The organism is Nonomuraea sp. NPDC049637 (genome assembly GCF_040675235.1).
GTDB lineage: Bacteria > Actinomycetota > Actinomycetes > Streptosporangiales > Streptosporangiaceae > Nonomuraea.
The window spans coordinates 38,747-64,613 of sequence record NZ_JBFAOM010000051.1; the positions used below are offsets into that span (position 1 = coordinate 38,747).

A 25,867-nucleotide genomic window follows, 5' to 3' on the forward strand; every position below is an offset into this window, starting at 1 on the left:
AGCCCTCAGCCACCTTGGTGGCAGTGGGTGCCGTTCGTCCCGGATTTGGGCGGTTCGAAGTGGCCATCGTCTACGGGGCTTGCAGGGACGCACATCTGTGTCGTTCCTCCACACGTTTCGTCTGCGGATGGTCGGGCCCGCAGGTGCCCCGGTACAGCTCGATCACCGCGCGGTATTCGCGGCACGCCTGCTCCTGAAGGTTGCGCTCCTCCAGGACGCGGGCGATCTCGTAACGGGTCGCGATCGTCTGGAGGTGCGCCGGGCCCAGCACCCGGACCTGCCGTCGCAGGACGTCGCGCAGCTCGCGCTCGGCTCGATCGGGGGCGCCGGCGACCCGCCACGTCCGCGCGAGTTCGTAACGTATGTCCAAGGTGTAGATGTGGTCATCGCCCCACACCCGCCGGGCCGATGCCACGAGCGTGCCCAGTTCGTGTTCGGCCTCGGCATGCCGGCCGAGGTCACGAAGCATCCAGCCCCTGTTCGACCTGGTGAGCAGGATATCGGGATGCCCGGGGCCGAGGACCCGGCTCTGGTGCGCCGCCAGGTCGGCCATGCCCGTCGCCGCCTCGGCCGTATGCCCCTGAAGAGCCACGTTCATCAGCATGTTGAACCGCGTACGCAGGGTGAGATGGTGATCCGGGCCGATCACGCGGGCACGGGCGGCGACAAGTTCGGCGTAGCCCTTCTCCGCCATCGCGTAGTCGCCGAGATCGCCGATGGCGCGCACGTGGTAGAAGCGGCTGGCCAGCGTGTCGGGATGCTCGGGGCCGAGAACCTGGGCGCGCGCCTCCACCACGCTCCGGCACACCGCCTCCGCCTCGTCGAGGAGGCCGCGGATGGACAGGACACGGCCGATCTCGTGCCAGGTGGCGAGGGTGTCCGGATGGTCGGCACCCAGGACCCGCGCCCTGACGGACAGCGTCTGTTCGTAACAACGATGAGCCTCGACGTAGCGGCCCTGCTCGAACAGGGCGAAACCGAACTCGTGCCGGCTCGCCAGCGTGTCGGGATGTTCCTCGCCCAGGACGGCGGACCGGGCCCGCAGGACGTCGGCCAGCTCCGCCTCCGCCTCGACGGCGTGCACCATGGACGCCCACGCGCCACCGCGCTGATGGCGCAGGGCCAGAACCCGCGGGTGATCCGCCCCCAGGACGTCGGCCTGGCGTAGCGAGAGCGTCGCAAGTTCCGCGGCGGCGGCGTAGTAGCCGCTTGCCCGCAACGCGCCGCCCCCTCGGCTCACCACCCCCGCCAGCTCCCCCAGGGCGCGCTCTTCCAGGACGGCGGGGGCCAGGGACAGCAGGGCACGCAGGTGAGGCATCAGCTGCTGCCAGACGGGCCAGTCGGACGGCGTGTCATGCCGTCTGCCGTCCACCGCGCCACGCATGAGGGCGATCGCGACGGTGGTGATCACCGATGTGACGTGCGTCCGGCTCGCCTCGGCGACCAGGGGATGAACGACCAGCGCCGAACGCGCCGTACGGGTGGGCCCGCGGACTTCGATCAGGCCCATGGAGCTCAGCGCCTCCAGCCCCGGGCGCACCTGGTGCTCCCCGCCGCAGATCTCGCCCAGCATGGTGTCGTCCAGCAGCGCGGCGTCGATCTCCACGGCGGGTGCGAGGCAGGCGAGCACCCGCAACAGCGGCCGGGCCTGCGCGCACCCGCGCTCAGCGAGGGCGTCGAGGGAGATCTCCCAGGTGGTGGCGATCGATGGTGCCGCGCCGCTGCTGCCGAGGAGCCTGGGGAAGCGGTCGTCCAGGGCAAGCAGATAGTCGGGGAAGGTCTGCTCGGTGCTGAAGGGAGAAGCGATGTGGTTGCCTGCGTGGGACAGCGCCAGCGGCAGCCCACCCAGCCGTCTGGACACCGTGCGGGCCTGCTCCGGACTGCCGGCGTGCCCGGCGAGGTCCAGCAGTGCGCGTGCCCCGTCGTCCTCGGACAGGCACGACAGGTGGTGGACCCGGCCGTACCGGCCCCAGACGCGTTGCTCGACGGTGCGGCTGGTCACGACGAGGAGCCCGGACGTGGTGGGCCGCAGCCAGCCGGTCGCGTCGCGCACCGGCGCCCCCGCCACTTCCAGCGTCGCCGGGTCGTCGGCGTTGTCGAGGACGAGGAGCCAGCCGGTCCGCTCCTCCAGCCGCCCCCAGAGGACGTCGGCGGCATCGCGCCGTCCGGTTCGCGCCTCCTCGATCTCGGTCGCCGACGCGCCCAGCTCGGCGGCCAGCGCCAGCAGGCAGGACGTCACGGCCTGCACGTCCGTGGCGGCGATCCACCAGACGGGCCGCCCCGCATTCTGAGCCCGCTCGGCCAGCGCCAGCGCGACCGTGGTCTTGCCGACTCCCCCGAGACCGCCCAGCACATGGAAGTTTCCGTCCGGCTCGGTCAGGCGCTGCTCCAGGTCCAGCAGCAGGCCCTGCCTGCCGTGCACCTGAGGAAGCCGCCCCACCGGTGCACGGAGGACCGGGACGACGAGCGCTCCCGGCTGTCCCTCGACCGCGGGCACGACGAGCGACGGCGGGACGACGGGCACCGCGTTCCTCCGGCGGGGAGTCCGGTGCAACTGCAGGGCTGCGATGACGGCCGCGGCCACTCCCGTCAACACCCCCACAACGCTCACGGGATCCATGTCCGTACTCTAAGTAATCGTCCGGTCCGCGCGGGCGGCTTCGGTGAGCTCCGGTGGGACCGCCCACTGCACGGCCGGCAGGGCCGTTGTCACCGCAGGTGGGCTGGGAGGGGGGCCGGGCAAGCGGGCGGCCCGGAGGTGGTGCGGGGCTCACTTCGTCGACGGGTGAGCTCATGGTGCGCCGTGACGTGGCTGCATGTATCGATCCGATCACCGCTTGTTCGTTGTGGCGCGCATGTCGGGTCGCCGCTCCTAACCTGCCCGCGTGGACGTGGACCCCCTTCTCATCTCGACCATCGTCGGCGCCGTGCTCAGCGGGCTGGGATCAGGCGCCTTGGAAAAGGTGCAGAGCAGACTCAGACGGCCTGGCAGCGCGGAGGAGTCCCCAGCACAGAGCGCTCCCGGCATCGAGGAGCGGGCCGACGAGTTGGCTGATCTCCTCAAGCGCTCGACGGCGTTGCTCGCCGAACTCTCGGCGGAGATGGAGGCACGCACCGCGACAGTCCGTGAGCTGCAAGCCGAGGCCCGACACGCCGAGAGCATCGCCTCGATGCACAAGGACGCTCAGGCTGCCGTCGAGAAGATGCTCGATGCGCGGCTGGCGGCACGACTGGAGGAGAGCGGCAGGAAATCGTTCAAGCAAGGCATGTGGCTGAACATCGTCAGCGGAGCGTTCTTCTTCGTCGCCGGCGTCGTCGTGACCCTCCTCCTGGGCGGGTAGACGACGTCAGCGGGCCGACGGTCCGGAGCCGGTCAGGGGCGGGCAACCGCAGGGCCTCCCCGAACCTGCCAGGACGGGGAGGCCCTGGAAGGACGGGGAGGCCCTTCACCTCGGTGTGGTCACCAGCCGGGCCACACCACGATGCCGTACGTCGACGCCAGGCCGACGCCGCTGCCCCTCGGCACCGCGGCGCCGAGTTCGAAGGCCATCTGGTCGGGGCTGGACATGGAGATCACCATCCCTCCTGCGAGCGCGAGGGGAGGCATGTACGGCACGCTGCCGCCCAGGCCCACCGCGGCCCCCTGGAGGAACCCGTTGACCGCCGCCCTGTCGTCGGCGACGTTCGTCCATCCCATGCGGGCGCTCCCGCCGGGCGCCGAGACGCCCCCCGAGCCGAGCGGCGCGTTGACGGTCACCTGGCCGTACTTGCTGATCGTGATCCCGCCGGTCAGCCCGTACCCGACGAGCGACGGGACCAAGGGGAAGTTCCCGTCCACCGTCACGTAGTCGGGGGTGAGGCTCGTCCCGGTCAGGTCTGCCGTGGCCTGCCCGACCAGGGTGAGGGGGTTCGTGGCCGCGGCCCCGCGCCAGCCGACCTCCCAGGCGCAGTTGAACAAGCCGTCACAGAACCCCGACGACTCCACCGTCTTGTGGTACTTCTTCGGATGCCACACGAAGGGCGCCTGCTCGTACTCGCGGCACGGGCGCGCCCCGCACGGGCCGCCCTTGGGCAGCAGGTTGTCACCACGCGGGCGGGTCGCCGTCTGGCCGTCGGCGGGCGCGCACGGGCGGGCGCCGCACGGGCCGCCCCTGACGCCCCGGCCGACCGGCGGGTTGTAGGAGTCGGCCGGGTTGTTCTCCCGGTTCTGGTGGGCGCCGCCGCCCTTCCCGTCGTTGCACACCCCGTCGGGGCAGGAGCGGGGTATCCGCCCGTCGGGGTCGCTGAGCGCCAGCGGGTTGTTGTTGGCGTAGGTGTAGCCGTTGACCTGCTGGGAGTCCTGGACGTCCACGAGCGGGTCGACCGAGACGAACCGGCCCGTGCCCGGGTCGTACTCGCGGGCGCCCAGGTGGGTCAGGCCGGTGCCGTCGGTGGTCCCGCCGACGAAACCGCGGTCCATGGAGGCGGGCCAGGCGCCGGCGCCGCCGTCGCGGGGCTCGCCGAAGGGCGTGTGGCGGCGGGTGGCGACGGCCTGGGTGTCGGTGTTGGCGATCGCGGCGCCGGTGGTGCCGTGGTGGTCGCCGCTGAGCCAGCTCACGCCCGCCGCCGTGCCGCCGGAGCGGACGGCGACGACCTGCCCGCCGTGGCTGTAGTAGCGGGTGCCGGTCCTGGCTCCGGCTGCGTACCGGATCTGCTGGCCGGGCAGGTACAGCGTCGTGCCGCCCGGGTCCTTGCGGATCAGCCGCTCGCCGTCGGCGTCGTAGACGTAGCCGGTCGTGCCGGCGGCGTCCTGGACCGCGGTCAGGTGGCCCTCTCTGTCCCAGGTCAGCGTCTGGGTTCCGGACGCCGTCGCCCTGGTCCTCATGTTGCCCGCGGCGTCGTAGGTCTGGGACGTCGTCCGCGTGCCCGTGCCGTCGGTGGTCGAGGACGCGCTGAGCTGGTGGGCACCGCCGGGGACGGTGTAGGTGGTGACCGAGTCGCCCGAGGCGGCGCCGTGCCTGACCATCCGCACCCGGTTGCCGATGTCGTCGTAGTTGTAGGAGTGCCAGTACGCGCCCGTCCCGCCGACCGCCGCCGCCGAGGGGGCGGCCGGGCAGGCCGGGGAGGTCTGCGTCCACGCCTCGGTCAGCCTGCGCAGGAAGTCGGTGGCGAAGCACTGGTGGTCGCCGCTGGTCAGGTCGGACAGCCGGGTGACGTTCCCGGCCGCGTCGTAGGCCAGGCTCAGCTGGCTGACGGCCGCCGGTGCGGCCTCCCGTACGGTGGTGATCGTCTCCAGGCGCCGGGTGTCGGTCTCGTAGACGCGGCTGATGTCGGCCGTCCGGCCCGCGTTGTTCTTCAGCTTGATCTTGGCGACCTCCGCGAAGCTGGTGTAGTCCGTCCCGGTCACGTACGTGCCGCCGGACGTGCTGGTCGTGCCCAGGGTGTCGGGCAGCCCCAGGGCGTCGTAGCCGTGGCTCAGCTCCTCCTGGGGCAGCTGGCCCGCGGCGGGCAGCCGGGTCGTCCTGGGCGAGCCGTCGGGGTGGTAGGTGTGGACGTAGGTGTAGGCGCCGTTCACCCCGCCCTGCGCGGCCGGGATCGTGTACGTCACCTGCGTCGGCTGGTACCCGACGGTGTAGCCGCCGATGGTCTTGACGTACTCGTCGGGGCCGTCGTACCTGACGCTCTTCGTGAGCTGCCCCTTGGCGAGGGTGTCGTACACCCACTCGGCGCGTTTGGGGCCGGTGGCCGAGTCGTCGCGCACGGTCGTCCTGCGGCCGGTCGCGTCGTAGGTGTAGGCGACGACGGACCCGGCGTTGTCGGTGGTGGTGAGCAGGTCGCCGGCGTCGTCGTAGGTGCGGGTGAGCGTGCCGACGTCGGGGTCGGTGCTGCGCACCAGCCGGCCGCGCAGGTCGTGGGTGTAGAGCCAGGTGTTGCCCACCGCGTCGGTCACCTTGGCGAGCTTCCCCTTGCGGTCGAAGTCGTACGACGTGCGCACGAACCCGGAGGCCGAACCGGCCGCGTGCCCGGTGCGGTACTGGCGCATCTCCACCACGCGCCCGGCGGCGTCCTGCACCGTCGAGGTGACGGTGCCGCCCGCGGGCGGGATGACGTCCTCCCGGTCGCCGCCGTAGGAGTAGGTCGTCCGCCAGCGCTCGTCGAGGCCGCTCGGGCTGGCCGGCGACTCGTCGACCATATGCACCTCGGCGCTCCTGCGGCCGGCGCCGTCGAACAGGGTGACCTCCGCCGAGGGGACGTCCTCGGCGGGCACGACGAGAGCCGTCCCCGGCACCGCGCCCGCCAGGTAGGGGTTGTGGGTCTTGTAGGCCCGGCCGGCGGCGTCGTAGAACGTGTCGGTCACCACGACGCGGTCGGCCGCGCCCGCGCCGTCGGCGCTCTGGGTCTGCCGGGGACGCAGCAGGTTGTCGTAGTAGGCGTAGGTCGTCACGTACGTGCCCGCCTGGTTGAGCCGCCGGCTGGTCACCACGACCGGCCCGTCGGCGCGGACCCGGTAGTCGTGGCTGATCGTGGGCCGGTCCCGGTGGCCGGCCTTGTCGTTGCCCGGCAGCCACGCCGCCGTCAGCCGTCCCAGCCCGTCGTAGGCCAGGTCGGTGACCCGGCCGTTGGGGTCGGTGGTGGTGACCGGCAGGCCGAGCGCCGGGTCGAGGTCGGTGGTGGTCTGCCAGCCCAGCGGTCCGGTCGTCACCGTCCTGGTGACCGGGCCGCCCGTCACGGGCGTGTACCTGGTCTCGGTCGTGGCGCCGCGGGCGTCGGTCTCGGTCAGCACGCGTCCGTAGGCGTCGTAGGTCCGCTTCCGCTCGGCCACGTACGAGGGCGTGCCGTTCTTGATCTCCTTGACGGTCTCGACCAGGGTGGCCTCCCCCTTGGTGGGGGCCGGCGCGCCGTCCCAGGCCGGGGCGCCGTCGTAGGCGGTGCGCTCGTCGCCGATCAGGTCGGCCTCGGTCAGCGTGCCCGCCGCCGCCTTGGCCTTGGCCGCCGCGCAGCCCATCGCGAACCGGCGCACCCGCGAGACCCGGTCGACCAGCCAGAGGTCGGTCCTGCGGATGTACTCGGTGGCGGTGCATCTCTCGTCGCCGTCGACCGCGTCGTCCCCCTGGTCCTCGGCCCAGGTGGGCATGCCGTAGGCGTCGAACTCCGTGGTCGCGGTGGTGGTGCGGGGCGCCCGTCCGCCGTCGCGGGCGGTGCGGGTGCGGGTGACGGCCGTCCCGACGAACCGGGCGTGCACGCTGGATCCGCCGATGGTCCGGGTGGCGGTCGGCTCCGACTGCCACGGCTGGTTCACCGTCGCGCTGACCTCGGCGCCGTCGCCCACGTCGCGGGTGACGACCTCGCGTACCAGGCCGGCGAACGCGTCCTCGTCGGCGACGGCGGGCGCGCCGCCCGCGGCGGGCAGCTGCACCGAGCGGGTGCCCGACGGCAGCCGGTCCCCGTTCATCCCGCGGAAGTAGCGGGTCTCGACCTGGGTGCGCGCGCCGCCCTCACCGGTGGTCGTGGTGACCGTGTCGTAGCCGCGCCACACCGACCAGGTCCTGTCCTCCTCCTGGAGCAGGCCGTCCTCGTCGGTGTAGTGCCATGCGGGGGCGCCGCCGTAGGCGTAGCCGGTGATCACCCGTGGCGACGAGCCGATCGCCTCGGCCTGCGACACCCGCGTCACCACGTACTTGTGGAAGAAGTCGTCGATCGGGGCGGTGCGGCCTGATGGGGTCCACTTGACCGGGTAGCAGCGCAGGCCGTGGTCGTGCAGGTGGTCCGGCGCGGGCATCCTGGCGCCCGCGACGCAGTCCGGCGGCCCGTAGACGACCTCGATCCTGGCGCCCGTTTCGGTGCTGATCGCGCCGATCCGGTAGCGGTTCATGGCCGGGAACTGGTCGCCGGCGGTGTCCACCCGGTTGGCCAGCAGCTTGCCGGTGAACAGCACGTCGGGCAGGTTCGCCTGCGAGCCCGGCTCGGTGCTCGCGCGGCCGGTGTGGGAGATCCCGGCCAGCCACAGCACGGGGGTCACCGTGTTGCCGGCGCCCCGGTCGTCCGGATCGGGGAAGGCGTGGCCGAAGCCCCACGACTCGACCGGGCGCCAGTCGCTCCCGGCGGCGTCCCGCACCTGGGTGGTCACCGACGCCAGCCGCCTGGTCGTCCAGAACGTCGGCGACACCTGCTGCGGCCTGCACGGCGCTGCCGCGCACTCCTGGTCGAAGGGGACGTCGGGCCAGTGCGCCGCGTCCTTCACCCCGCAGTCGGACAGGCAGCGATCGGCGGTGGTGAACAGCACGCGCATCGGCGCGGCGTCGTCGAGGCCGCGTGTGCCGTACTCGATCGTCTCCGGGTGGCCCGCCCGGTCGTAGTCGGCCGCGTCCGCCGGGTTCAGGTTGCGTCCGTACCGGTTGGTCTCCTTGGCGTAGGAGATGCGCATCGTGTTGCCGTGCGTGTCCACCACGTGATCGAGCTGCCAGCGGTAGGCCTGGCGGCAGCTCGACGCGGCGAAGGTGTTCTGGTGGCAGGGTTCGCCCTGGTGGTTGCCGAAGACCGGCACGCTGAGCGTCGACTGCGCGCCCGCGCGCCCGCCGAACCAGTACTGCGTGCCGTCGGTCGCGGTGGCGACCCACCACTCGCCGTCGTCGTCGCCGTTGGACGCGCCGGTCCTGCGCTCGACCTTCATGCCGTCGTCGTCGCGCAGGTGCCACCGGTCGCCGTTCCTGATCAGTTCGCCGGAGTGGCCGGGCAGCGACAGCGTCGCGTTGTCGGTGATCCAGCACAGATCGCCGGTCTTCTCCTGGTTGTTCGCGCCGTCGCCCATGTTCCTGGAGCACAGGCCGTACCGGCGTTCGACGAACCCCGGATGCCACTCGAAGCCCTCGCCGATCCAGGAGGGCTGGCTGTTGGCCGCGGCCATGCGGCCGTCCACGCGGGCCGACGAGTACGACAGCGAGACCCGCGGCTCCGGCCCGCCGAGCCCCGGAGGCACCCGCAGCGGGTACGACCAGGTGAAGTCGCCGCTGTTGCCGCCGGTGTTCCAGGTCGCCGACGGCGACAGCGAGGTGGCGGCGTAGTCGCCGGTGGCTCCGGAGGCGGAGGCGGCCAGCGCGACCAGTGAGCCTGTGTCCACCTGGGCCGTGACCGTGCCCTTGCGGGCGTCGACGGCCGAGGGCAGCTCGGCGGGCCGGCACGAGGCCGCGTCCGCGCACCCGGGGACGTTCCACAACCGCAGTCGCGAGGCCCAGTCTCCGCCGAACGCCGCGGCGAACCGGCGGTAGTCCACGGTGAGCCGCACGGGGGCGGCCGCGGCGTTCCCGTCGGTGCGGGAGACGCGCAGCAGCAGCGCCTGCCGTCCCGGTGCTCCCCGGCCGGACGCCGGTTCGAAGGCCCCCCGCTCCACGGTCTCCACCCGGACCTCGGACGGGCCTGCTCCGGCGACGCCCGCCGTCGCGACCCACACCGGAAGGTCGCCGGCCCGCACCGCCTGCCCGGCCGGGACGCGCTCCGCCGCGGAGGCCGCGGGCGGCGCCGCGGGCAACGTGACGTCGGCCGAGCCCCGGCCCGGCCACGCGGGCGCCGCTGCCTTCCAGGGCCGCAGCGCCGGCGCAGCGCGTTTCGGCGGCGGTTCGAGCCGGCGCACCGCCACCACCCGCTCCCCCGGCGGTTTCGCGGCGGCCGACACCGGGCCTCCGGCGTCCAGCATCACGGCGGTCGTCAGGGAGGCGGCCAACGCCGTCGCCGACACCGCGGACGCCCACCTTCGGCTTCGTCTCATCGAGCACATCCTTGTCATGGCGGAACGGGCAGGGATGCTCCCGATCATGCGGCCGGAGATTGAGCACAAAAAGCAGATTTATTGCCGAAAAAGCGCTCTTTTCCGCCAAGAGCCCTCGACCATTTAAAAACGCCTAATGAGCGCCATTTTTCGCGTGATGAGAGCCAAAGTCGGCTGATTGGGCTGATCGGTGGTTAGCGTGCCACGTCTAACGTTTCGCCACTGATGGGGGATGAATGTCAGCCCTGTTACGCAGTCCGCGCCGGCGCCTCAAGGCCCGCGCCGCCGCCGTGGCGCTGGTGATGGCCACGGTGACCAGCACGGCGGTGGGCACGGTGATGGTCGCCGGACCCGCCGTCGCGCGGCCACCGTCCCAGGAACCGGTCTGCGCGGCGTCGGCGGCGAAGGCCGCCGACGCGCTGGCGATGGCCAGGGCGTGCGACGACCGGGTCGAGGTCGAGAGCGAGCGCACCCCCACCACGCAGGTCTTCGCCAACCCCGACGGGACCGGCACCGTCGAGCAGTACGCCTCCCCTCAGCGGGTGCGGCACGCCGACGGAAGCTGGACGAAGCCGGACACCACGTTGACACGGGGTGCGGACGGGACGCTGGCGGCGAGGGCCACCACCGCGGACGTGCGCTTCTCGGGCGGCGGGCCCGGCCCGCTGGTGCGGGCCGGGCGCGACGGCGGCGAGCTGACCCTCTCCTGGCCGGAGCCGCTGCCGGCGCCCGAGGTGGACGGCGCGCGGGCGACCTATCGCGACGTGCGGCCGGGGCTCGACCTGGTGGCCACGGCGCTGGGCACCGGCTTCTCCTTCGTGCTGGTGGTGAGGACCCGCGAGGCGGCGCGCGACCCGGCGCTGCGCGAGGTCTCGCTGACCACCACGCTGTCGGGCCTGACCTGGGACGGGCCGCGCGCCGTGGACAGGTCGGGTCGCGCGCTGTTCTCCGCCGACGCCCCGGCGATGTGGGACTCCTCGGGACGCGGCTCCTCCGCCGCCGCCCCCGCGGAGGACGCCAGGACCGCGGCCGTCGGGCTGAGCGTGCGGCAAGGGCGGCTGGTCCTGAAGCCGGACCCGCGCCTGCTCGCCGACCCGGCCGCCGCCTTCCCGCTGTACGTCGACCCGACCATCGGCTACACGTACTGGACGATGATCAACGAAGCGGCGAAGGGCACGTCGTACTGGAGCTACGACCGCAGCAACTGCTCAGGCGGCTGGGAGACCGAGTGCGCCAAGGTCGGCTACTACCCGGACGGCAACGACGGCGCCGCCTACTCCCGCTACCGGTCCATGTTCCAGTTCTCCGCCGCGCCCTTCCAGGGCAGGCAGATCCTCGACGGCGCCCGGTTCACCATCGACCTGCTGAGCTCGGCCTCGTGCGCCGACAGCACGACGTGGCTGCACACCGTCCCGACGACGCTGAGCCCCGGCACGACGTGGGACCTGGACGCGTGGAAGTGGAGCGGGACGGAGGTCGTCGGCGTGGCGAACAACAGCTGCCACTACGCCAGGACGTTCACCGAGTTCGCGCTGCCCTCGTGGGCGGTGTCGGACCGCCAGCACGCGGGCTGGCTCACCTTCGGGTTGCGGGCCGCCGACGAGGGCACGTCGGCGGGCTGGAAGAAGTTCGACGCGACCACGGCCCGGCTGATCGTCAGCACCAACATCGTCCCGGCCGCGCCCGCCGACCTGACGGTGGACGGCAAGGCGTGCGCGACGGGCGCCTCGCGGCCGTACGTCAGCACGCTCACCCCGACCTGGCGGGCCCGCGTGTCCGACGGGGACGGCGAGGGCCTGAAGACCTCCTTCTACTGGCAGCTCATCCACGACGACGGCACTCCCGCCGAGTGGTCGCCCCGGCAGGGGCCGCTGGATCAGCACGGCGTGCCGTCGGGCGCGACCGCGGTGGTCACGCCGTCCTCCGGCATCGCGGAGAACGCCACCTACAGCTTCTGGGCGACCGCGTCGGACGCGCACGCCACCGGCGCTGAGTCCGTCAGGTGCGAGTTCGTCACCGACACCGTCAGGCCGGACGCGGCGCGGGTGACCGGCGACGTCTACCAGGAGGGCGACACGGTCTCGGGCGGCGTGGGACAGACCGGCACGTTCACCTTCGCGAGCTCGCCGGACGTGGCGATGTTCAAATGGGGCCTCTCCGACCCGCCGGCCGAGTCCGCCACGCCCGCCAGGCCCGGCGCGCCGGTCACGGTGAGCTGGACGCCTGCCGAAGGCGGCGGCCACACCCTGTCCGTGATCGCGGTGGACCGCGCGGGGAACCAGTCGCCGCGCCGGACCTACCAGTTCATCGTGGGCTCACCCGCGCCCGCGCTGGCCAGGTGGAAGCTCGACGAGCCCGAGGGGACGGCCACGGCGTCCGACGACACCGGGAACGGGCGCGACCTCACGCTGGGGGGCGGCGCGTCCTTCGGCGAGCCGGGCCGGCTGCTGCCGGGCCCCGACGGCAGGTCGCGCGGCGCGCTGCGCCTGGACAGCGCCGACGACCGCGCCGCGCGGCCCGACTTCATGGACACCGGCACGAGCTTCGCGGTGTCGGCGTGGGTGAAGCTCGCCCGCAAGGGGGCCGACGGCGACGTGGTCGCGCAGCCCGGCGGCGCCAACCGCGCCTTCTCCCTGTCCTACGACGCCGGTGCGGACCGCTGGGCGATGACCGTCACCTCGCGGGACGCGGCGGGCGCGGCCGCGGCGACGGCCAGGTCGGCCACGGTCCCGCGGGCCGGCGTGTGGACCCACCTCACCGGCGTCCACGACGCCGCGACCAAGAAGGTGCACCTCTACGTGAACGGCGCCCTGGAGGGCTCGGCGACCGCCTCGGGCTCCTGGGACGCCTCCGGCGACTTCCAGGTCGGCGGCGGGTCGTTCGACGGCGCCGTGGCCGAGGTCCAGGCGTGGAACAGGGTGGTCGCCGACACCGAGGCGGCGGCGCTGGCCGACCCGAAGATCAACGCCAAGGTCGCCGAGTGGCACTTCGACGAGGTCGGCCCTGGACCGGCGTACGACTCCTCCGGCATGTACCGCGACCTGACCTTCTACGGCGGCGCGCAGATCCCGGAGAGCGGCGCCGGCTACGCGGGCACCGGCCTGCGGCTGGACGGCGTGGACGACTACGTGGCGCCGGCCGACGCGGTGGTCGGCATCGACCAGTCGTTCACCGTGTCGGCGTGGGTGCGCCACGCAGACCTCGGGCGGGCGCAGACGTTCGTCGCCGGGGGCTTCCACCTGTACTACGACCCGATCAACGGCGGCAAATGGGTGTTCGCGCTCCCCGCCTCCGCCACCGACTGGTCCGGCGGCACGTTCGCGATCACCTCGGTGGTGACGCCGGGCGAGTACCACAACCTGGTCGGCGTCTTCGACGCCCAGCAGCGCCACCTGCGGCTCTACGTGGACGGCACGCTGAAGGTCACCACGCCGATGAGCGCGGCCTGGCAGCCGTGGCGCTCCCGGGCGCCGCTGCGGATCGGGCGCAACTACGCGGCGGCCTTCGTCAAGGGCGACATCGACGAGGTCCAGCTGTTCCAGGGCGTGGTGTCGAACCCGGGCGCGTCCGTCCCCGGCGTCGCCGGGCGCGTGGACTTCAACGGGGACGGCAGGGCGGACCACTGCCGCCGTGCCGGCGACGGCCGTCTGGCGTGCACGCTGTCCACGGGTACGGGGTTCGGGATCACGGTCACCTCCGGCCCGCTCGACTGGGGGCAGGACACCGGCAGGGCGTGGGTGGACGCCGACGGCGACGGCAAGTCGGACTTCTGCCGCGTCCGCGGCACGCGGAACCACACCGACGCGTACCTGAGCTGCACGCTCTCGAACGGCACCGACTTCGGCCCTGAGGTCAACTCCGGCAACACCGACTGGGGCTACGCCGCCGACCGCGCGTGGGTGGACGCCAACGGTGACGGCAAGGTCGACTACTGCCGGCGGGTGGGCGGCGCGGACGCCCAGCGGGTGGCCTGCACGCCGTTCTCCAGAAGCGGGTTCGGCACCCTGTTCCTGTCCCGGCCGCTGGACTGGGGCCAGGAGACGGGCCGGGCCTGGGCGGACGTCAACGGCGACGGCAAGGCCGACTACTGCCGCGTCGTCGGCACACAGAACCACACCGACGCCCACGTGTCCTGCACGCCGTCCACCGGGACGGCCTTCGGCCCCGACATCGTCTCGGCGAACCTGGACTGGGGCTACACCGGCAACCGGGCGTGGACCGACGTCAACGGCGACGGCAGGGCCGATTACTGCCGCGGCGTGGGCGCCCCCACGAGCCAGGCGATGGCCTGCACGCCCTCGACCGGCGACCGTTTCGGCACGTCGTTCCTCTCCCAGCCGCTCGACTGGGGCCAGGAGACGGGCCGGGCCTGGGCGGACGTCAACGGCGACGGCAAGGCCGACTACTGCCGCGTCCTGGGCACGCAGAACCACACCGACGCCCGCGTCGGCTGCATGCCCTCGACCGGCACGGGCTTCGGCCCCGACATCGTCTCCGCGAACCTGGACTGGGGCTACGCCGCCAGCCGGTCCTGGGCGGACGTGAACGGCGACGGCAGGGCCGACTACTGCCGCAGGACCGGCTCGCTCACCGCCCAGGGGATGGGGTGCACGCCGTCGGCCGGAGCCGGTTTCGGCACGTCGTTCTACTCTGCCGGGATCGACTGGGGTCAGGAGAACTGACGGGCTCGGGGAAGGGCCCTGGCCGTCCGGACGTCTGCCGCGCCCGGACGGCCTCGGCCCGCTCCCTGAAGGTGCGCCGGTAACGGCGGGGCGAGATGCCGTGCCGCCTGACGAAGTGGTCACGCAGCACGGCGTCCGAGCTGAAGCCCACGAGCCTGGCGATCTCCAGGATGGGCAGGGCGGTGGTCTCCAGAAGCTCCTCGGCCCGGTCGAGCCGCTGGTCGGTCAGCCAGGCGTGGGGCGTGGTGCCGGTGGCCTCGCGGAAGCGGCGGGCGAAGGTGCGCGGGCTCATCAGCGCGTTCCTGGCCAGGTCGTCCACGGTCAGGACGTCCCGCAGCCGGTCCGGCGTCATGGCGAGCACCTCGGCCAGGCGGCCGTCGCCGCCCGCGTCCCCGTGCCCGGCGTGCCCGGCGTCCCCGGAGGGCGCCGGGACGTACCGAACCTGGCCGCGCTCGCCGCGCGGCGCCACCATCGACTCCCTCGCCACCGCGTTGGAGACGGCGGTGCCGTACTCCCGGCGCAGCAGGTGCAGGCACATGTCGACGCCGGCGGCCACGCCCGCGCCGGTCACCACCCGTCCCTCGTCGACGTACAGGACGTCGGGGTCCACCGTGACCTTGGGGTAGCCGTCGGCCAGCAGGCCGGTCAGGCGCCAGTTGGTGGTGGCGCGCCGTCCGTCCAGCAGGCCGGTGCCGGCCAGCAGGATCGTCCCGCTGCAGTAGGCGGCGACGACGGCGCCGCGACGGTAGGCGGCGACGAGGGCCCGGGAGACCGGTTCGCCCAGTTTCATGGTGCCGGAGCCGGCCGGCAGCACGATGACCAGGTCCGCCCGGTCCATGGCCTCGGGGCCGTGCTCCACCTGCATGCACAGGCCGAGGTCCGTCCGCAGCCGGCCGCCGGCCTCGGCGCAGACGGTGAAGGAGAAGGCGGGCAGCCCCAGGTACGAGCGGTCGGCGAAGATGCCGCTCACCGCGCTCACCCCGTACGAGCTGACCCCGTTCGCGGCGAACGCCACCACGGACCGGAACATCATCCCCCCTGCGATCGACACGCCGAGCGTAGGAGAGCCGGTTTGCCGGGCGCTGGACGCCACCTGGAGCCCCCACCCTCCGGATGACCTGCGGGGACGGCGGGCACCGGCACCGTACCGGAAGGAGGTCAGGAGATCCTGTCGGCGCGGGGCAGTAGCGTGTCGGCATGAAGTTGGCGGAGAGCCTGCTCGCCTACCGCAAACGGGAGGGCGTCACCCAGCAGGATCTGGCCGGCCGCGCCGGCGTCAGCGTGCGCACGCTGCGCGACATCGAGCGGGGCCTGCTGCGCGATCCGCGCGCCCGGTCGGTCCGTCTGGTGGCGGAGGCCGCCGGCCTGCCCGTCGCCGACCCCGAACCGGCGCTGCGGGTCGGCCTGCTCGGGCCGCTGACGCTGCGCGTGCGCGGGTGCGCCGCCGACCTGCGGCCGCCCATGCAGCGCCGGCTCCTCGGCCTGCTGGCGCTGCGCGCCGGCCACGTCGTCACGATGGCCGACATCGTGGAGTTCCTGTGGGGCGAGGAGATCCCCGCCAGCTACCACAATCTGGTCCACACCCACGTGTCGCGGCTGCGCGGCTTCCTCGCCGGGGTCCGGGCCGGCGCGGGCGCCGGGCTGATCGGCCGTGCCGGCGAGGGCTACCGTCTGGGGCTGGCGGGCGACGAGAGCGATCTCCTCGCCTTCACCGGCACGGTGGCGGGCGCCGCCGCCCACCTGGCGGCGGGCGCGCCGGAGGAGGCGGAGCGGGCCTACGAGCGGGCGCTGCTGTTGTGGCGCGGGCAGGTGCTCGCCGGTCTCGCCCCGCGGGCCGCCCACCATCCTGTCGTGGTCGCGGTGTCCCAGCAGCGGCTGACCGCCGTCCTGGCCTATGCCGACCTGGCCATGGCCCACGGGCGGCACGAGCCGGCGCTGGCGCGGCTGCGGGAGGTGGCCGCGGCCGAGCCCCTGCACGAGGGCCTCAACGCGCGCGTCCTGCGCGCCCTGGCCGGGGCCGGTCAGCGGGCCGCGGCGCTGCGGCTGTTCGGCGAGCTGCGCGGCCGGCTCCGCGACGAGCTGGGCGTCGAGCCCGGCCCCGAGCTCCACGACGCCCACGCCCGGGTGCTGCGCCGCGAGGCCGTCGCGCCCCGCGACCCAGGAGCGCCCCCGGCGCCTGCCGTGGCCTCCGATCAGGCCGTGACGTCCGGCGGCGGCCGGTCAGCGGAGCGTCCGCCGCCGTCGCTGCCCGCCGGGTCGCCCACTCCCGCCCAGCTCCCGCCCGACATCGCCACGTTCACCGGCCGGGAGCGGGAGCTCCGGGAGCTGGCCGCCCATCTCGGCACCGGCGACCCGGCCCCCACGGCGGCCAGGGTCGCGGTCGTCAGCGGCACGGCGGGCGTCGGCAAGACGGCGCTGGCCGTCCACTGGTCCCACCGGGTCCGCCGGCGCTTCACCGACGGCCAGCTCTTCTACAACCTGCACGGCTACTCCCCTGAGGCCGCCAGGACCGCCGCCGACGCCCTGACCAGCTTCCTGCTCGCGCTCGGCGTGCGGCCGGGGGCCGTCCCGCCCGACGTGGAGGCCCGCGTCTCCCTGTTCAGGTCCCTGACGGCCGACCGGCGGCTGCTGCTGGTGCTCGACAACGTCACCAGTCCCGAGCAGGTCTTCCCCCTGATCCCGGCCAGCGGCCACAGCGCCGTCCTGGTCACCAGCCGCAACGACCTGTCGGGGCTCAACGTCCACGGCGACGCCCTGATCACGCGGCTCGACGTGCTCGCCCCCGGCGACGCCGCCGGCCTGCTGACGCAAGTCCTCGGGGCGGCCGCCGCCCACACGCCGCCCGAGGTCCTCGCCGAGCTGGCCCGGCTCTGCGCGAACCTGCCGCTCGCGCTGCGGATCGCGGCGGCCAACATCCGGCGGGGCGGCTACGGCACGGCGGCCGCGTACGTGACGGCCCTGCGCGGCGGCGACCGCCTGGCAGAGCTGGCGATCGACGGCACGGGCGGCACCGGCGGCACGGCGGTCGAGGCGGCGTTCGAGCTCTCCTACTCGGCGCTGGCCCCTTCGGCGGCCCGGGTGTTCCGGCTGCTCAGCCTGGTGCCGGGGATGGATTTCACGCTCGACGCGGTCGCCGCGCTCACCGGTTCGGGCGCCGACGTCGCCAGGAGGCAGCTGTCCGCGCTGACCGGCGCCTACCTGGTCGATCAGCACGTGCCCGGCCGCTACCGCTTCCACGACCTGCTGCGGCTGTACTCCTCGGAGCGGGCCGCGGCGGAGGAGAGCTCCGGCGCTCTCGCCGAGGCCAGGCAGCGGCTGCACACCTGGTACCTGCTCAACACGCGCGCCGCCGTCGGCCGCTGCCACCCCTACTACGCCAGGCTGCCGCTCGGCCCGGCGCCCGCGGGCGTGGCCGTCCGCTCCTTCGACGACCCGGCCTCCGCCGCCGCCTGGCTGACGGCCGAGCAGTGCAACCTCGTGGCCGCGGTCCACCAGGCGGCCCGGTCGGGCCCCCGGGCCTCGGCATGGCTGCTCACCGACGCGCTGCGCAGCCATTTCTGGCACACCGGCACCATGCAGCACTGGTTGTCGTGCGCGCGCTCGGCGATGGCGGCGGCGTTCGAGGAGGGCGACCTGGCCGGGCGGGCGGCCGCCACGCTCGCCCTGGCCAACGCGCACGCCTTCCAGGAGGACCCGGTGGCGCTGCCGCTCTACACCCGTGCGCTCGCCCTGGCCGAGCAGGGCGGCTGGACGGAGGGTGTCTCCTCCGTCCGCAACAATCTGGCCGTCCTCCACCTGCGGATGGGGCGTCTGCACGAGGCCGCCCGCTGCCTGCGGGAGGGCATCGCTCGCGACCAGGCCGAGGGCCCGCCGATCTGGCAGGCGCCCAAGCTCGTCAACCTGGGGGCGGTCCACGCCCGGCTGGGGCGCCTGGAGTCCGCCCACCGCCATCTCACCAGGGCGCTGCGGCTCCGTCCCGGCGACACCGACGGCATGATCGCCCGCAACCTCGGCGAGGTCTGCCGCCTGCTCGGCCGCTTCGACGAGGCGTTGCGGCACCTGCGCCTCGCCCGTTCCCGGGCCGAGGCGGCCGGGTCGTCCGCCGTCCTCCTGCCCTGCCTGGTCGACCTGGCCGAGGTGCATGGCGAGCTCGGCGAGCACGACGTCGCGCGGTCCCTGGCCGAACGGGCCCTGGCGGTCAGCCGCGACGTGGGCGACCGCCTGTCGGAGGCGATGGCGCGCAACAGCCTCGGGACGATCTGCGGGCGCGCGGGCCGCCGGGCCGAGGCCGCCGAGCACCATCGTCAGGCGCTGTTCCTGGCCGGCGACGTCCATCTGGCCGTCCGGGCGGCCGCGCTCATCGGCCTGGCGGGTGCGGCGGACTCCGGCACGGAGGCGGCCGGCTTCGCCGGACAGGCTCTGCTGATCGCCCGCGAACGCTCCTTCCGCCTGCTGGAGGGGCTCGCGTACACGGTGCTCGCCGAGGCGGCGCTGGCCGCCGGTGATCGCGCCGAGGCGGTCCGCCAGGGCCACCTCGCCCTGGCCGTGCACCGTGAGACCGGTCACCGTCCGGGAGAGGCCCGTGTGCTCCGGGCGCTCGCGGTGCCGTGACACCCGGCGCCCAAGAGCTCGCCGCCGGGTGCGCGGGACGTCAGCCGCGCAGCCGTTCCACGTCGAGCACTCGCGCGGCCTCCGCCCTCGTCGCCGCGCGCACCTCGACGAAGTCGTTCTCCACGCGCAGGACGGTGACGATCCCGGTGAACAGGGTGTTCTGCCGGATCCGGTCACGGGCCACGGTCTCCCGGTCGACCGACAGCACGTCGGCGTAGGCGTCTTCACCGGCTCCCCACACCCAGGCCCGCCCGCTGAAACCCGGCTCGACGCCGAAGAACGGCGTCCGCACACTGGACGCCGGCAGGACGAGCGTGGGCGCGCCGTCGGGGTTCAGTTCGCGGCCGATGCGCCGGTCCACGCGCAACCGTCTCGCGTAGTCGTCCAGCATGGGCCGCGACCAGGACCACAGGTTCTGCGGCAGCTTGCCGAGGACGTCGTACACCAGGCCGCCCAGCGTCTCGTGCACCAGCTCGGGGCCGGTGGCGTCGGCGTGCCCTTCTCCGGCCTTCGGCTCGTTCCACTCGGCCGGCGGAACCGACGCGTCGTAACGCATGACAGCCGTGGCGGGGTCGGGGCGCGGATGCGGACGCAGCGCCGGCCACTCCGCCGCCCGCGGCGCCCCCGACCCGGGGGCGAGCGCCAGGATCTCGCGCATCCTGGCCCTGCATCCGTCGTCGTCCTCCCCCCGAAGGGCGGGCCCCGCGGCGTCCGCGGCCGGCCAGAACCGTAGCAGCCAGCTCTCCTCGACGGCCTCGACCTCGTCAGGATCCCAAGGGGTCGGCTCGCTCCGCACCGGGCCGGTGCAGGCGCTCAGCCAGTAGGCGAAACACGGCGGTCCCAGGAGCAGTTTCTGCCCGGTGGGGCTGTAGCCCGTGCCGCTGACCGCCACGATGCCGCCGGGGCTCCACAGCAGCACCCGCCCCGCCGGCGCCCACGACTCGCCGGGTGCGTCCGCGGGCTCGGCGTCCCACGCCTCCAGCCGTACGCCGGCCAGCCGCGCCCGGACCCGGCTCACCAGCTCGGAGATCCGCCGGCGCGGCAGCGGCGCTCTCTCACCCGAACAGTGCGTCCGCCCCTGCCTCATCAACGCCGCGATGGGCGAGGCCGAACGCGCCTGGCGGGACTCGCTGCGCACGGTCACCGTCGCCGGCCTCGCCGCCCGGGTCCCCACACCTGTCACCCCTACGGCATCAGCATGAAACTCCACTCCGTACTGCCGACAGGGCGGGCCCGCAAGCCGGTCCTGCTGCTGTCGCTGGGCACCTTCGCGCTGGGCACCGACGCTTTCGTGATCAGCGGCGTGCTGCCCGTGATCGGGCAGAGCCTCGGCGTCGGCGTCGGCGCGGCCGGCCAACTGATCACGATCTTCTCGGCGGTCTACGCGCCGGCCGCTCCCGTACTCGCGGTGCTGACAGGCAACTGGAACCGGCGTACCGCGCTGTTCGTGGCCATGGCGGTCTTCGTCGCGGCCAACCTGCTCGCCGCCGTCGCCCCCAACTATCCGGTCATGGTGGTCAGCCGGGTTCTCGCCGCATTGTCGGCGGCGTTGTTCACGCCCGCCGCCTCGGCGGCCGGCATGGCCGGTCTGCTGGTCTTCACGCTGGTGCTCGCCGCGCTCGGGTTCACCGGTACCCACGTGGTGGTGCTGTGCGTGGTGCTCGGGCTCTGGTCGCTGATCGGCTGGCTGTTCAACCCCGCCCAGCAACAGCGGCTGCTCGGTGCGACCGGCCCCACCGGTCCCATCGCGATGTCGCTGAACTCCTCGGCGATCTACGCGGGTCAGGCGGTGGCCGGGGGCGTCGGCGCCTTCGCCGTGGCGGGTGGCCCGGGCGTGCTCGCCGTGGTGGCGGCCGTCGCGGTCGCTCTCGCTCTCCTGGCTCTGTACGTCTCGGCCCGCCGGTTCACGTCCACCCCCGTACCGGTGGGAACTCCGGCCCGGGCGGCGAGCCGATGAGCGGGACGATCCTGCTGCGTCTCGGCACCCGTCCCATACCGGCAGGGGGCTGACGTGCGCGTCTTCCTCGCCGGAGCGACCGGCGTCATCGGCCGCGCGCTCGTCCCGCTCCTACTGGAGGAAGGCCACCAGGTCGCTCAGCGGCGGCAGCCTGGCCGACAACGCCCGGATCCGCCGCGAGGGCACCCGCAACCTGGTCGACGCCGCCCACAAATCCGGTGTCAACCGGCTCGTCGCCCAGTCGATCGCCTGGGCGTATGAGCCCGGCGACCTGCCCGCCGGCGAGTCCACCCCGCTCGACCTGAACACGTCCCCGCCGTGCGCCACCACGATAGGCGGCATCCCCGCGCTGGAGACCACGACCGCCGAGATCAAGGACCACGTCGTGCTGCGCTACGGCACCCTGTACGGCCCCGGCACCTGGTACGCCCCTCATGGCCGCATCGCCGCCCGGCTACGGGCGGGCGAACTGCGCGCGGATGACGCCGTGACCTCCTTCGTCCAGTCCACGACGCGGCCCGCGCCGCGCTGCTCGCCCTGAGCCGGCACCCCCTCCACCCGTCCTGGCGAACCGGCTTCCGTGACCTGCGGCAGTAGGTCAGAAAAACTGCGGAAGTGTGCGGCCCCGCCGGGAGGCTGGGGCCGCACTGCATTCGTCAGACGCGGGTCGAGGGGCTGTAGCCGTGGTAGCGGACGGTGTTGTTGAGGAACGCCCACACATGGGACCTGACCAGCGTGCCCACGGGGATGCTCGCGTAGCAGGTTGTCGAGTAGGTGTCCTTGGCCGTGCATGCGACGACCTGGACCCACTCGCCGCGGTAGTACTTCTCGATGCTGCCCCTGATGCGCCAGTTGCCGAGATCGGTGAAGTCCTGAACCTTCAGGTACGTCTGCCCGCCGCTCGGGCCGAGGTGGGCCTCCCCGTACACGCTTCCGCCGCCCACGGTGGTGGCGACCACGTAACCCATCGCGGCTGACGCCTGCGCCGGGACGCTGGTCAGAGACAGGGCAAGGACGGACGCCGCGAGGGCGGGAAGCAATTTCTTGATCTTCATGAGGGGAATCATCCAAGGATAACCGCCCATATGTCCACAGGTGGGCGGTTAGTCCGCGACGAGGCCCATCCCGGAGTGCCGTAAACCGATGTGGCACCAGCCGCCATACAGGCTCTGACCTGGAGAATCAGCCCCCCTACACTCCGGCGAGTTGTCCGTTGAGCGATCTGTCTCATCGGGCCCCGCCCGTATGACACCGGCTGCAACAGTCGGAAGCCCTTGCAGCCGCTACGCCACCGATGGCCACTCAAAGTGACCAGAATCTTGGCTGCCAGCGTGAAGCCATGCGCCCGAGCTGGCCCTGATTCATACGTCCAGGGGCCCCCTCATTCCTACGCTTCCCGCTCCTGCGCGCGCACCATCAAGGCCCTCCGCTCCCGAAGCTGACCCAGCATCAAAGTAGCTGCGTGAGTGATCACGATTGCGGTCCGTGGTCGTCACGGGTGAATGAATGAGGCTGGTTAGTCGGAGCTTCTGCTTGATCGTGTCCATGTCCTCCAGCTGACGAAGCCATCCGTCCGCGGTCAGGCGGCGCAGCAATGCCCGCATCGTCTCCACCTGCGAGCGGGTGTCCGGCTTGCCCAGAGCCTGCACGATCTCCCGTGGTCTCAATCCCGTCTGTGAGCTGGCCAGCAACATCACCACTTGTCTGCGGCTGCCCCGCAGTTTCGGAGAAACGGCAGGAGCGGCCTCCTGAGCATCCGGATCTGCGCTGTCATCGCCATCGTCTGGCTCGATCGCGGGCTCCGGGGCGTGCGCCGTCCGCTCGGTCCCGACAGAAGCCTCGGCGTACTCGTGCAGGGTTTCCAAGGTGATGGTCAACCGCTCACAGCCGTGCAGGCACGGCTGTGAGCTGCCGGCGAAGATGGTCGGCGTGGGCCCGCTCGGCTGCTGCGGGTGTGCACGCGTACAGGCAATCACTCCACACTGTAAACGGCCAACGACTGACAGTCACCAGCGCCGAGTAGATCGCCATGTACGGGCAGAGGCCTACTGCGCGCAACATCGACAACGGCGTGTGCAGGCCGGCGTCGCCGCAGATGCCAAGGATGGCGGACGCCGCGACGGGGGCTCGGCCGGATCAGAGGTTCACCGCCGATGCGGTCTCCTTCAGCTCCGCCTCGTCCATGTGGGCCACCCGGCTGGTGAAGAACCAGGAGTGCCCGAAGGGGTCCTCCAATTCGACCTGCAGATCGCCGTGGAACTGCATCTCCACCGGCCGGATGACGTGCGCTCCGGCCGCGATGGCGCGCGTCGCGAACGTCTCGACGTCCGGGACGAAGACCATCAGGTTGACCGGAGTGCCGCCGATCGTCTTCGGGCTGCGGAACCGGTACTCGGGGTACTCGTCGCGCAGCATGAAGACGGCGTCGCCGATCCGGAACTCGGCGTGCGCGATCTTGTCGCCCTGGCGGGGGATCTCGATGCGCACGTCCGCGCCGAAGGCCTCCCGGTAGAAGGCGATCGCCGCCTTGGCGTCGTGCACGTTGAGGTAGGGGACGCCGCCCTTGTACTCCTCGGGGATGGGGTTCGTCATGGTGTGCTCCTTCGTCGTTGTCATGCCTCCATCCTGGGCGCCGCGCCGACCTGCACCAACGACGAGATCCGAAACGATCCTTAACCCCTGGGTCAGCGATCGAGCTCGGCCTGCAGGAGCGTGAGGAAGGAGCGCACCCTGCTGGTCTGGCCGCCCACCGGCCAGACCGGGCCGTACTCGATCGGCGGCAGGTCGGCGATGGGCACGTAGGCGAGGTCCGGCCGGGAGTGGTACCGCGTGGCCTGTCCGCCCACGACGGCCATGCCCGCGCCGCCGCTGACCAGGGTGAGCAGTTCCTGCCGCGAGGTCAGCACCTGCTCCCGCCGGATGGGACGGCCGCTGGGGGTCTGCGCCGGGATGAGGGCGTCGAGCAGGTAGGCGGGCGCGTCGGCGGGGACGAGCACCGTGTCCCTGGCCAGGTCCTCCACCGTGACGTCGGTACGGCGGGCGAAGGGGTGCCGCGCGGAGACGGCCAGCAGGCGGGGGTCGCGTAGCAGGGCGGGCCCGCTCGACAGGTCGTTCTCCCGGACGGGCAGCTCGGTGATCTGCAGGTCGAGTTCGTCGCCGCGCAGCGCGCGGAAGGCGTCCGACAGGTGCACCTCGCGGATGCGCACCTCGCAGTCCGGATGGAGGGCGCGGAACGCCTGCGCGGCGGCCATGATGGCCTCGCCCACCAGGGGGCTGGAAAAGCCCACCCGAAGGGTCCCGGCGAACCCCCGGCCGGCGGCGACGGCCTTGGCGATGCCTTCCTGGATGCGCTGGTAGCCCGCCTGCACGTCGTCGCGGAGCTGGCTGCCCACCGGGGTGAGTGTCACGTGGCGGCTGGTCCGCTGGAACAACGCGACACCGAACCGGCGCTCCAGTTGCTTGATCGTCTGACTCACCCGGGCGCCGCTGACGCCCAGGCGCTCCGCCGTACGACCGAAATGCAGCTCCTCGGCCAGGGTCAGGAAGATCTCGATGTCACGCCGTTCCATAACCCGTACGTTAGCGATCGTTGCGAGAACGGGCGTTGCCGCAGGTGGAGGCAGTGGCGAGGCTGGACACCATGACGAACACCGTACCCGTGGACATCACCCTCGACATCAGCTGCATCTGGTCCTACCTGGCCTTCACCCGATACCGGCGAGCCGCCGCACGCTTCCGAGCCGAGGGCGGGCACGTCGAGCTGACGATCCGGTCCTGGCAGGTGGAGCCCGGCGCGGTGGGCGGCGAGTCGAAGCTCGCGCAGAGTCTGGCCCGGTTCGGCGAGAGCGGGGTGGCGCGGGTCAACGCTCTGGCGGCGGCCGAGAGCATTCCGCTGGACTTCGCCAAAGCGGTGACGGCCGACACCCGGCACGCGCACCAGCTCATCGCCATGGCCGCCGACCAGGGACTGGGCGAGGCCATGACCGCGCGGCTGTTCCAGGCCCACTTCGTTGACGGCGCCCACATCGGCAGCCTCGGCGTGCTGCGTGCCCTGGCCGCCGAGCAGGGCGTGCGATGGGATGAGACGGTCACCGTGCCGTGGGCCCGGGAGGTGACCGCTGTGCCGGTGTTCCGCTTCGGCCGCAAGCCCGCGCTCCACGGCGGCACCCTGTCGGAGGAGGCCCTGTACGGCCAGCTGACCGTCGTCGCGAACGCCTTGACGTGATCGGGGCTCGCCGCGCCCGTGACGGCCGAGCCGGTCCTGCGCGGGCGCGTGTCAGGCTGGCCGGTCGCGTCCAGCGCGGGGTGACCCGGCAGCTCACACCGCTGCCGGATCAGCTCCTCCAACGCCGCGTTGAGCCGCTGGTAGGACTTCCACCACACCACCAGCGCCAGCAGGTGATTCTCATCCTGGGTACGGCATCGCGCCCGTTCGATCTCGGCCTCTGTCGGCGTGAACGACTCGGCCAACACCCGTGCCGACACCACCCTGGCGAACCCGGGATACGCCGACCGATCGACCGAGGTCACCCGTAACCCGCAAGACCGCCACCAACACGACGACGATCACCCTGCTCAGCGACGCTCAGCCCGCGGCCCTTTCTGCCGGCCGTCCCCCGTGCAGGCCCGCCTGCGAGAATCGCGCCACATGGCCATGACTGTGAGCTCATGCGTTCGACGGCCGAGCGAACCACGCCGGACTGTCTCCCGACCGCCGTAGGCGAATCCGAACCATACGAGCTTTCATTCGCTTAGATCGGGAAACGATCACTCCGGATCTGGTCGGGTAGCCGGGAGGGATCTCACCTCCCGGCTCCCACAGATCCGTACGTAAACCTCTCGGTTTATACGGCTCTTGTCACCCTGGTCACCAGA

The 25,867-nt window shown here is 72.7% G+C and carries 15 protein-coding genes; 6 read left to right on the forward strand and 9 right to left on the reverse strand.

The genetic code is table 11. The features are described 5' to 3' along the window. Positions 1-70: 70 nt before the first annotated feature. On the reverse strand, positions 71-2,620 hold the full coding sequence (locus tag AB0J71_RS42210; protein ID WP_364419728.1) for a tetratricopeptide repeat protein: 2,550 nt from the start codon (positions 2,618-2,620) through the stop codon (positions 71-73). A 265-nt stretch (positions 2,621-2,885) separates the two neighbouring features. Here AB0J71_RS42210 and AB0J71_RS42215 point away from each other — a divergent pair, with 265 nt between their 5' ends. Continuing rightward, positions 2,886-3,341 carry a hypothetical protein gene (locus tag AB0J71_RS42215; RefSeq protein WP_352329696.1) on the forward strand — a complete coding sequence of 152 codons (456 nt, stop codon included), beginning with the start codon at positions 2,886-2,888 and terminating at the stop codon, positions 3,339-3,341. A gap of 119 nt (positions 3,342-3,460) precedes the next feature. On the opposite strand, the gene AB0J71_RS42220 is transcribed toward AB0J71_RS42215, so the two are convergent. After that, positions 3,461-9,742, reverse strand: coding sequence for an RHS repeat-associated core domain-containing protein (locus AB0J71_RS42220; protein WP_364419730.1), 6,282 nt, complete (start codon positions 9,740-9,742; stop codon positions 3,461-3,463). A gap of 236 nt (positions 9,743-9,978) precedes the next feature. Between AB0J71_RS42220 and AB0J71_RS42225 the strand changes: the two genes are divergently transcribed. Further along, on the forward strand, positions 9,979-14,424 hold the full coding sequence (locus tag AB0J71_RS42225; RefSeq protein ID WP_364419732.1) for a LamG domain-containing protein: 4,446 nt from the start codon (positions 9,979-9,981) through the stop codon (positions 14,422-14,424). On the opposite strand, the gene AB0J71_RS42230 is transcribed toward AB0J71_RS42225, so the two are convergent. Then, positions 14,330-15,475: a helix-turn-helix domain-containing protein gene (locus AB0J71_RS42230; RefSeq protein WP_364419734.1), complete on the reverse strand. Its 1,146-nt coding sequence runs from the start codon at positions 15,473-15,475 to the stop codon at positions 14,330-14,332. The genes AB0J71_RS42225 and AB0J71_RS42230 overlap by 95 nt on opposite strands. 146 nt (positions 15,476-15,621) lie before the next feature. Between AB0J71_RS42230 and AB0J71_RS42235 the strand changes: the two genes are divergently transcribed. After that, positions 15,622-19,035, forward strand: coding sequence for a tetratricopeptide repeat protein (locus AB0J71_RS42235; RefSeq protein WP_364419736.1), 3,414 nt, complete (start codon positions 15,622-15,624; stop codon positions 19,033-19,035). Positions 19,036-19,075: 40 nt separating this feature from the next. Here AB0J71_RS42235 and AB0J71_RS42240 read toward each other — a convergent pair whose 3' ends face one another. Further along, a complete protein-coding gene (locus tag AB0J71_RS42240; RefSeq protein ID WP_364419738.1) occupies positions 19,076-20,053 on the reverse strand; it encodes a hypothetical protein in 978 nt (325 codons plus the stop codon). Between the two features lie 180 nt (positions 20,054-20,233). Between AB0J71_RS42240 and AB0J71_RS42245 the strand changes: the two genes are divergently transcribed. Then, complete coding sequence (locus tag AB0J71_RS42245) at positions 20,234-20,992, forward strand: MFS transporter (RefSeq protein WP_364419740.1); 759 nt, start codon at positions 20,234-20,236, stop codon at positions 20,990-20,992. Positions 20,993-21,103: 111 nt separating this feature from the next. Here AB0J71_RS42245 and AB0J71_RS42250 read toward each other — a convergent pair whose 3' ends face one another. Further along, complete coding sequence (locus AB0J71_RS42250) at positions 21,104-21,367, reverse strand: hypothetical protein (protein ID WP_364419742.1); 264 nt, start codon at positions 21,365-21,367, stop codon at positions 21,104-21,106. 10 nt (positions 21,368-21,377) lie between these two features. On the opposite strand from AB0J71_RS42250, the gene AB0J71_RS42255 reads away from it, so the two are divergent. Next, complete coding sequence (locus tag AB0J71_RS42255) at positions 21,378-21,533, forward strand: hypothetical protein (RefSeq protein ID WP_364419744.1); 156 nt, start codon at positions 21,378-21,380, stop codon at positions 21,531-21,533. Between the two features lie 115 nt (positions 21,534-21,648). Here the strand turns inward: AB0J71_RS42255 and AB0J71_RS42260 are convergent, their stop codons facing one another. From AB0J71_RS42260 to AB0J71_RS42275, 4 genes are all read right to left on the reverse strand, one after another. Then, complete coding sequence (locus AB0J71_RS42260) at positions 21,649-22,047, reverse strand: hypothetical protein (RefSeq protein ID WP_364419746.1); 399 nt, start codon at positions 22,045-22,047, stop codon at positions 21,649-21,651. 306 nt (positions 22,048-22,353) lie between these two features. After that, positions 22,354-22,869, reverse strand: coding sequence for a hypothetical protein (locus tag AB0J71_RS42265; RefSeq protein WP_364419748.1), 516 nt, complete (start codon positions 22,867-22,869; stop codon positions 22,354-22,356). A 259-nt stretch (positions 22,870-23,128) separates the two neighbouring features. Beyond that, positions 23,129-23,608: a VOC family protein gene (locus tag AB0J71_RS42270; RefSeq protein ID WP_352328404.1), complete on the reverse strand. Its 480-nt coding sequence runs from the start codon at positions 23,606-23,608 to the stop codon at positions 23,129-23,131. A gap of 68 nt (positions 23,609-23,676) precedes the next feature. Next, positions 23,677-24,561 carry a LysR family transcriptional regulator gene (locus AB0J71_RS42275; protein WP_352328405.1) on the reverse strand — a complete coding sequence of 295 codons (885 nt, stop codon included), beginning with the start codon at positions 24,559-24,561 and terminating at the stop codon, positions 23,677-23,679. A gap of 71 nt (positions 24,562-24,632) precedes the next feature. Between AB0J71_RS42275 and AB0J71_RS42280 the strand changes: the two genes are divergently transcribed. Further along, the gene (locus AB0J71_RS42280) at positions 24,633-25,217 is read left to right on the forward strand and encodes a DsbA family protein (RefSeq protein ID WP_352328406.1); all 585 of its coding nucleotides are present in this window, start codon (positions 24,633-24,635) and stop codon (positions 25,215-25,217) included. Positions 25,218-25,867: the final 650 nt, after the last annotated feature.

Excerpts from the sequence above, each read along its gene's own strand:
- AB0J71_RS42210 (WP_364419728.1), bottom strand. The coding sequence starts at position 2,620 with ATGGATCCCGTGAGCGTTGTGGGGGTGTTGACGGGAGTGGCCGCGGCC.
- AB0J71_RS42280 (WP_352328406.1), top strand. The coding sequence starts at position 24,633 with ATGACGAACACCGTACCCGTGGACATCACCCTCGACATCAGCTGCATC.
- AB0J71_RS42270 (WP_352328404.1), bottom strand. The coding sequence starts at position 23,608 with ATGACAACGACGAAGGAGCACACCATGACGAACCCCATCCCCGAGGAG.
- AB0J71_RS42235 (WP_364419736.1), top strand. The coding sequence starts at position 15,622 with ATGAAGTTGGCGGAGAGCCTGCTCGCCTACCGCAAACGGGAGGGCGTC.
- AB0J71_RS42245 (WP_364419740.1), top strand. The coding sequence starts at position 20,234 with ATGAAACTCCACTCCGTACTGCCGACAGGGCGGGCCCGCAAGCCGGTC.
- AB0J71_RS42275 (WP_352328405.1), bottom strand. The coding sequence starts at position 24,561 with ATGGAACGGCGTGACATCGAGATCTTCCTGACCCTGGCCGAGGAGCTG.
- AB0J71_RS42220 (WP_364419730.1), bottom strand. The coding sequence starts at position 9,742 with ATGAGACGAAGCCGAAGGTGGGCGTCCGCGGTGTCGGCGACGGCGTTG.
- AB0J71_RS42260 (WP_364419746.1), bottom strand. The coding sequence starts at position 22,047 with ATGAAGATCAAGAAATTGCTTCCCGCCCTCGCGGCGTCCGTCCTTGCC.
- AB0J71_RS42225 (WP_364419732.1), top strand. The coding sequence starts at position 9,979 with ATGTCAGCCCTGTTACGCAGTCCGCGCCGGCGCCTCAAGGCCCGCGCC.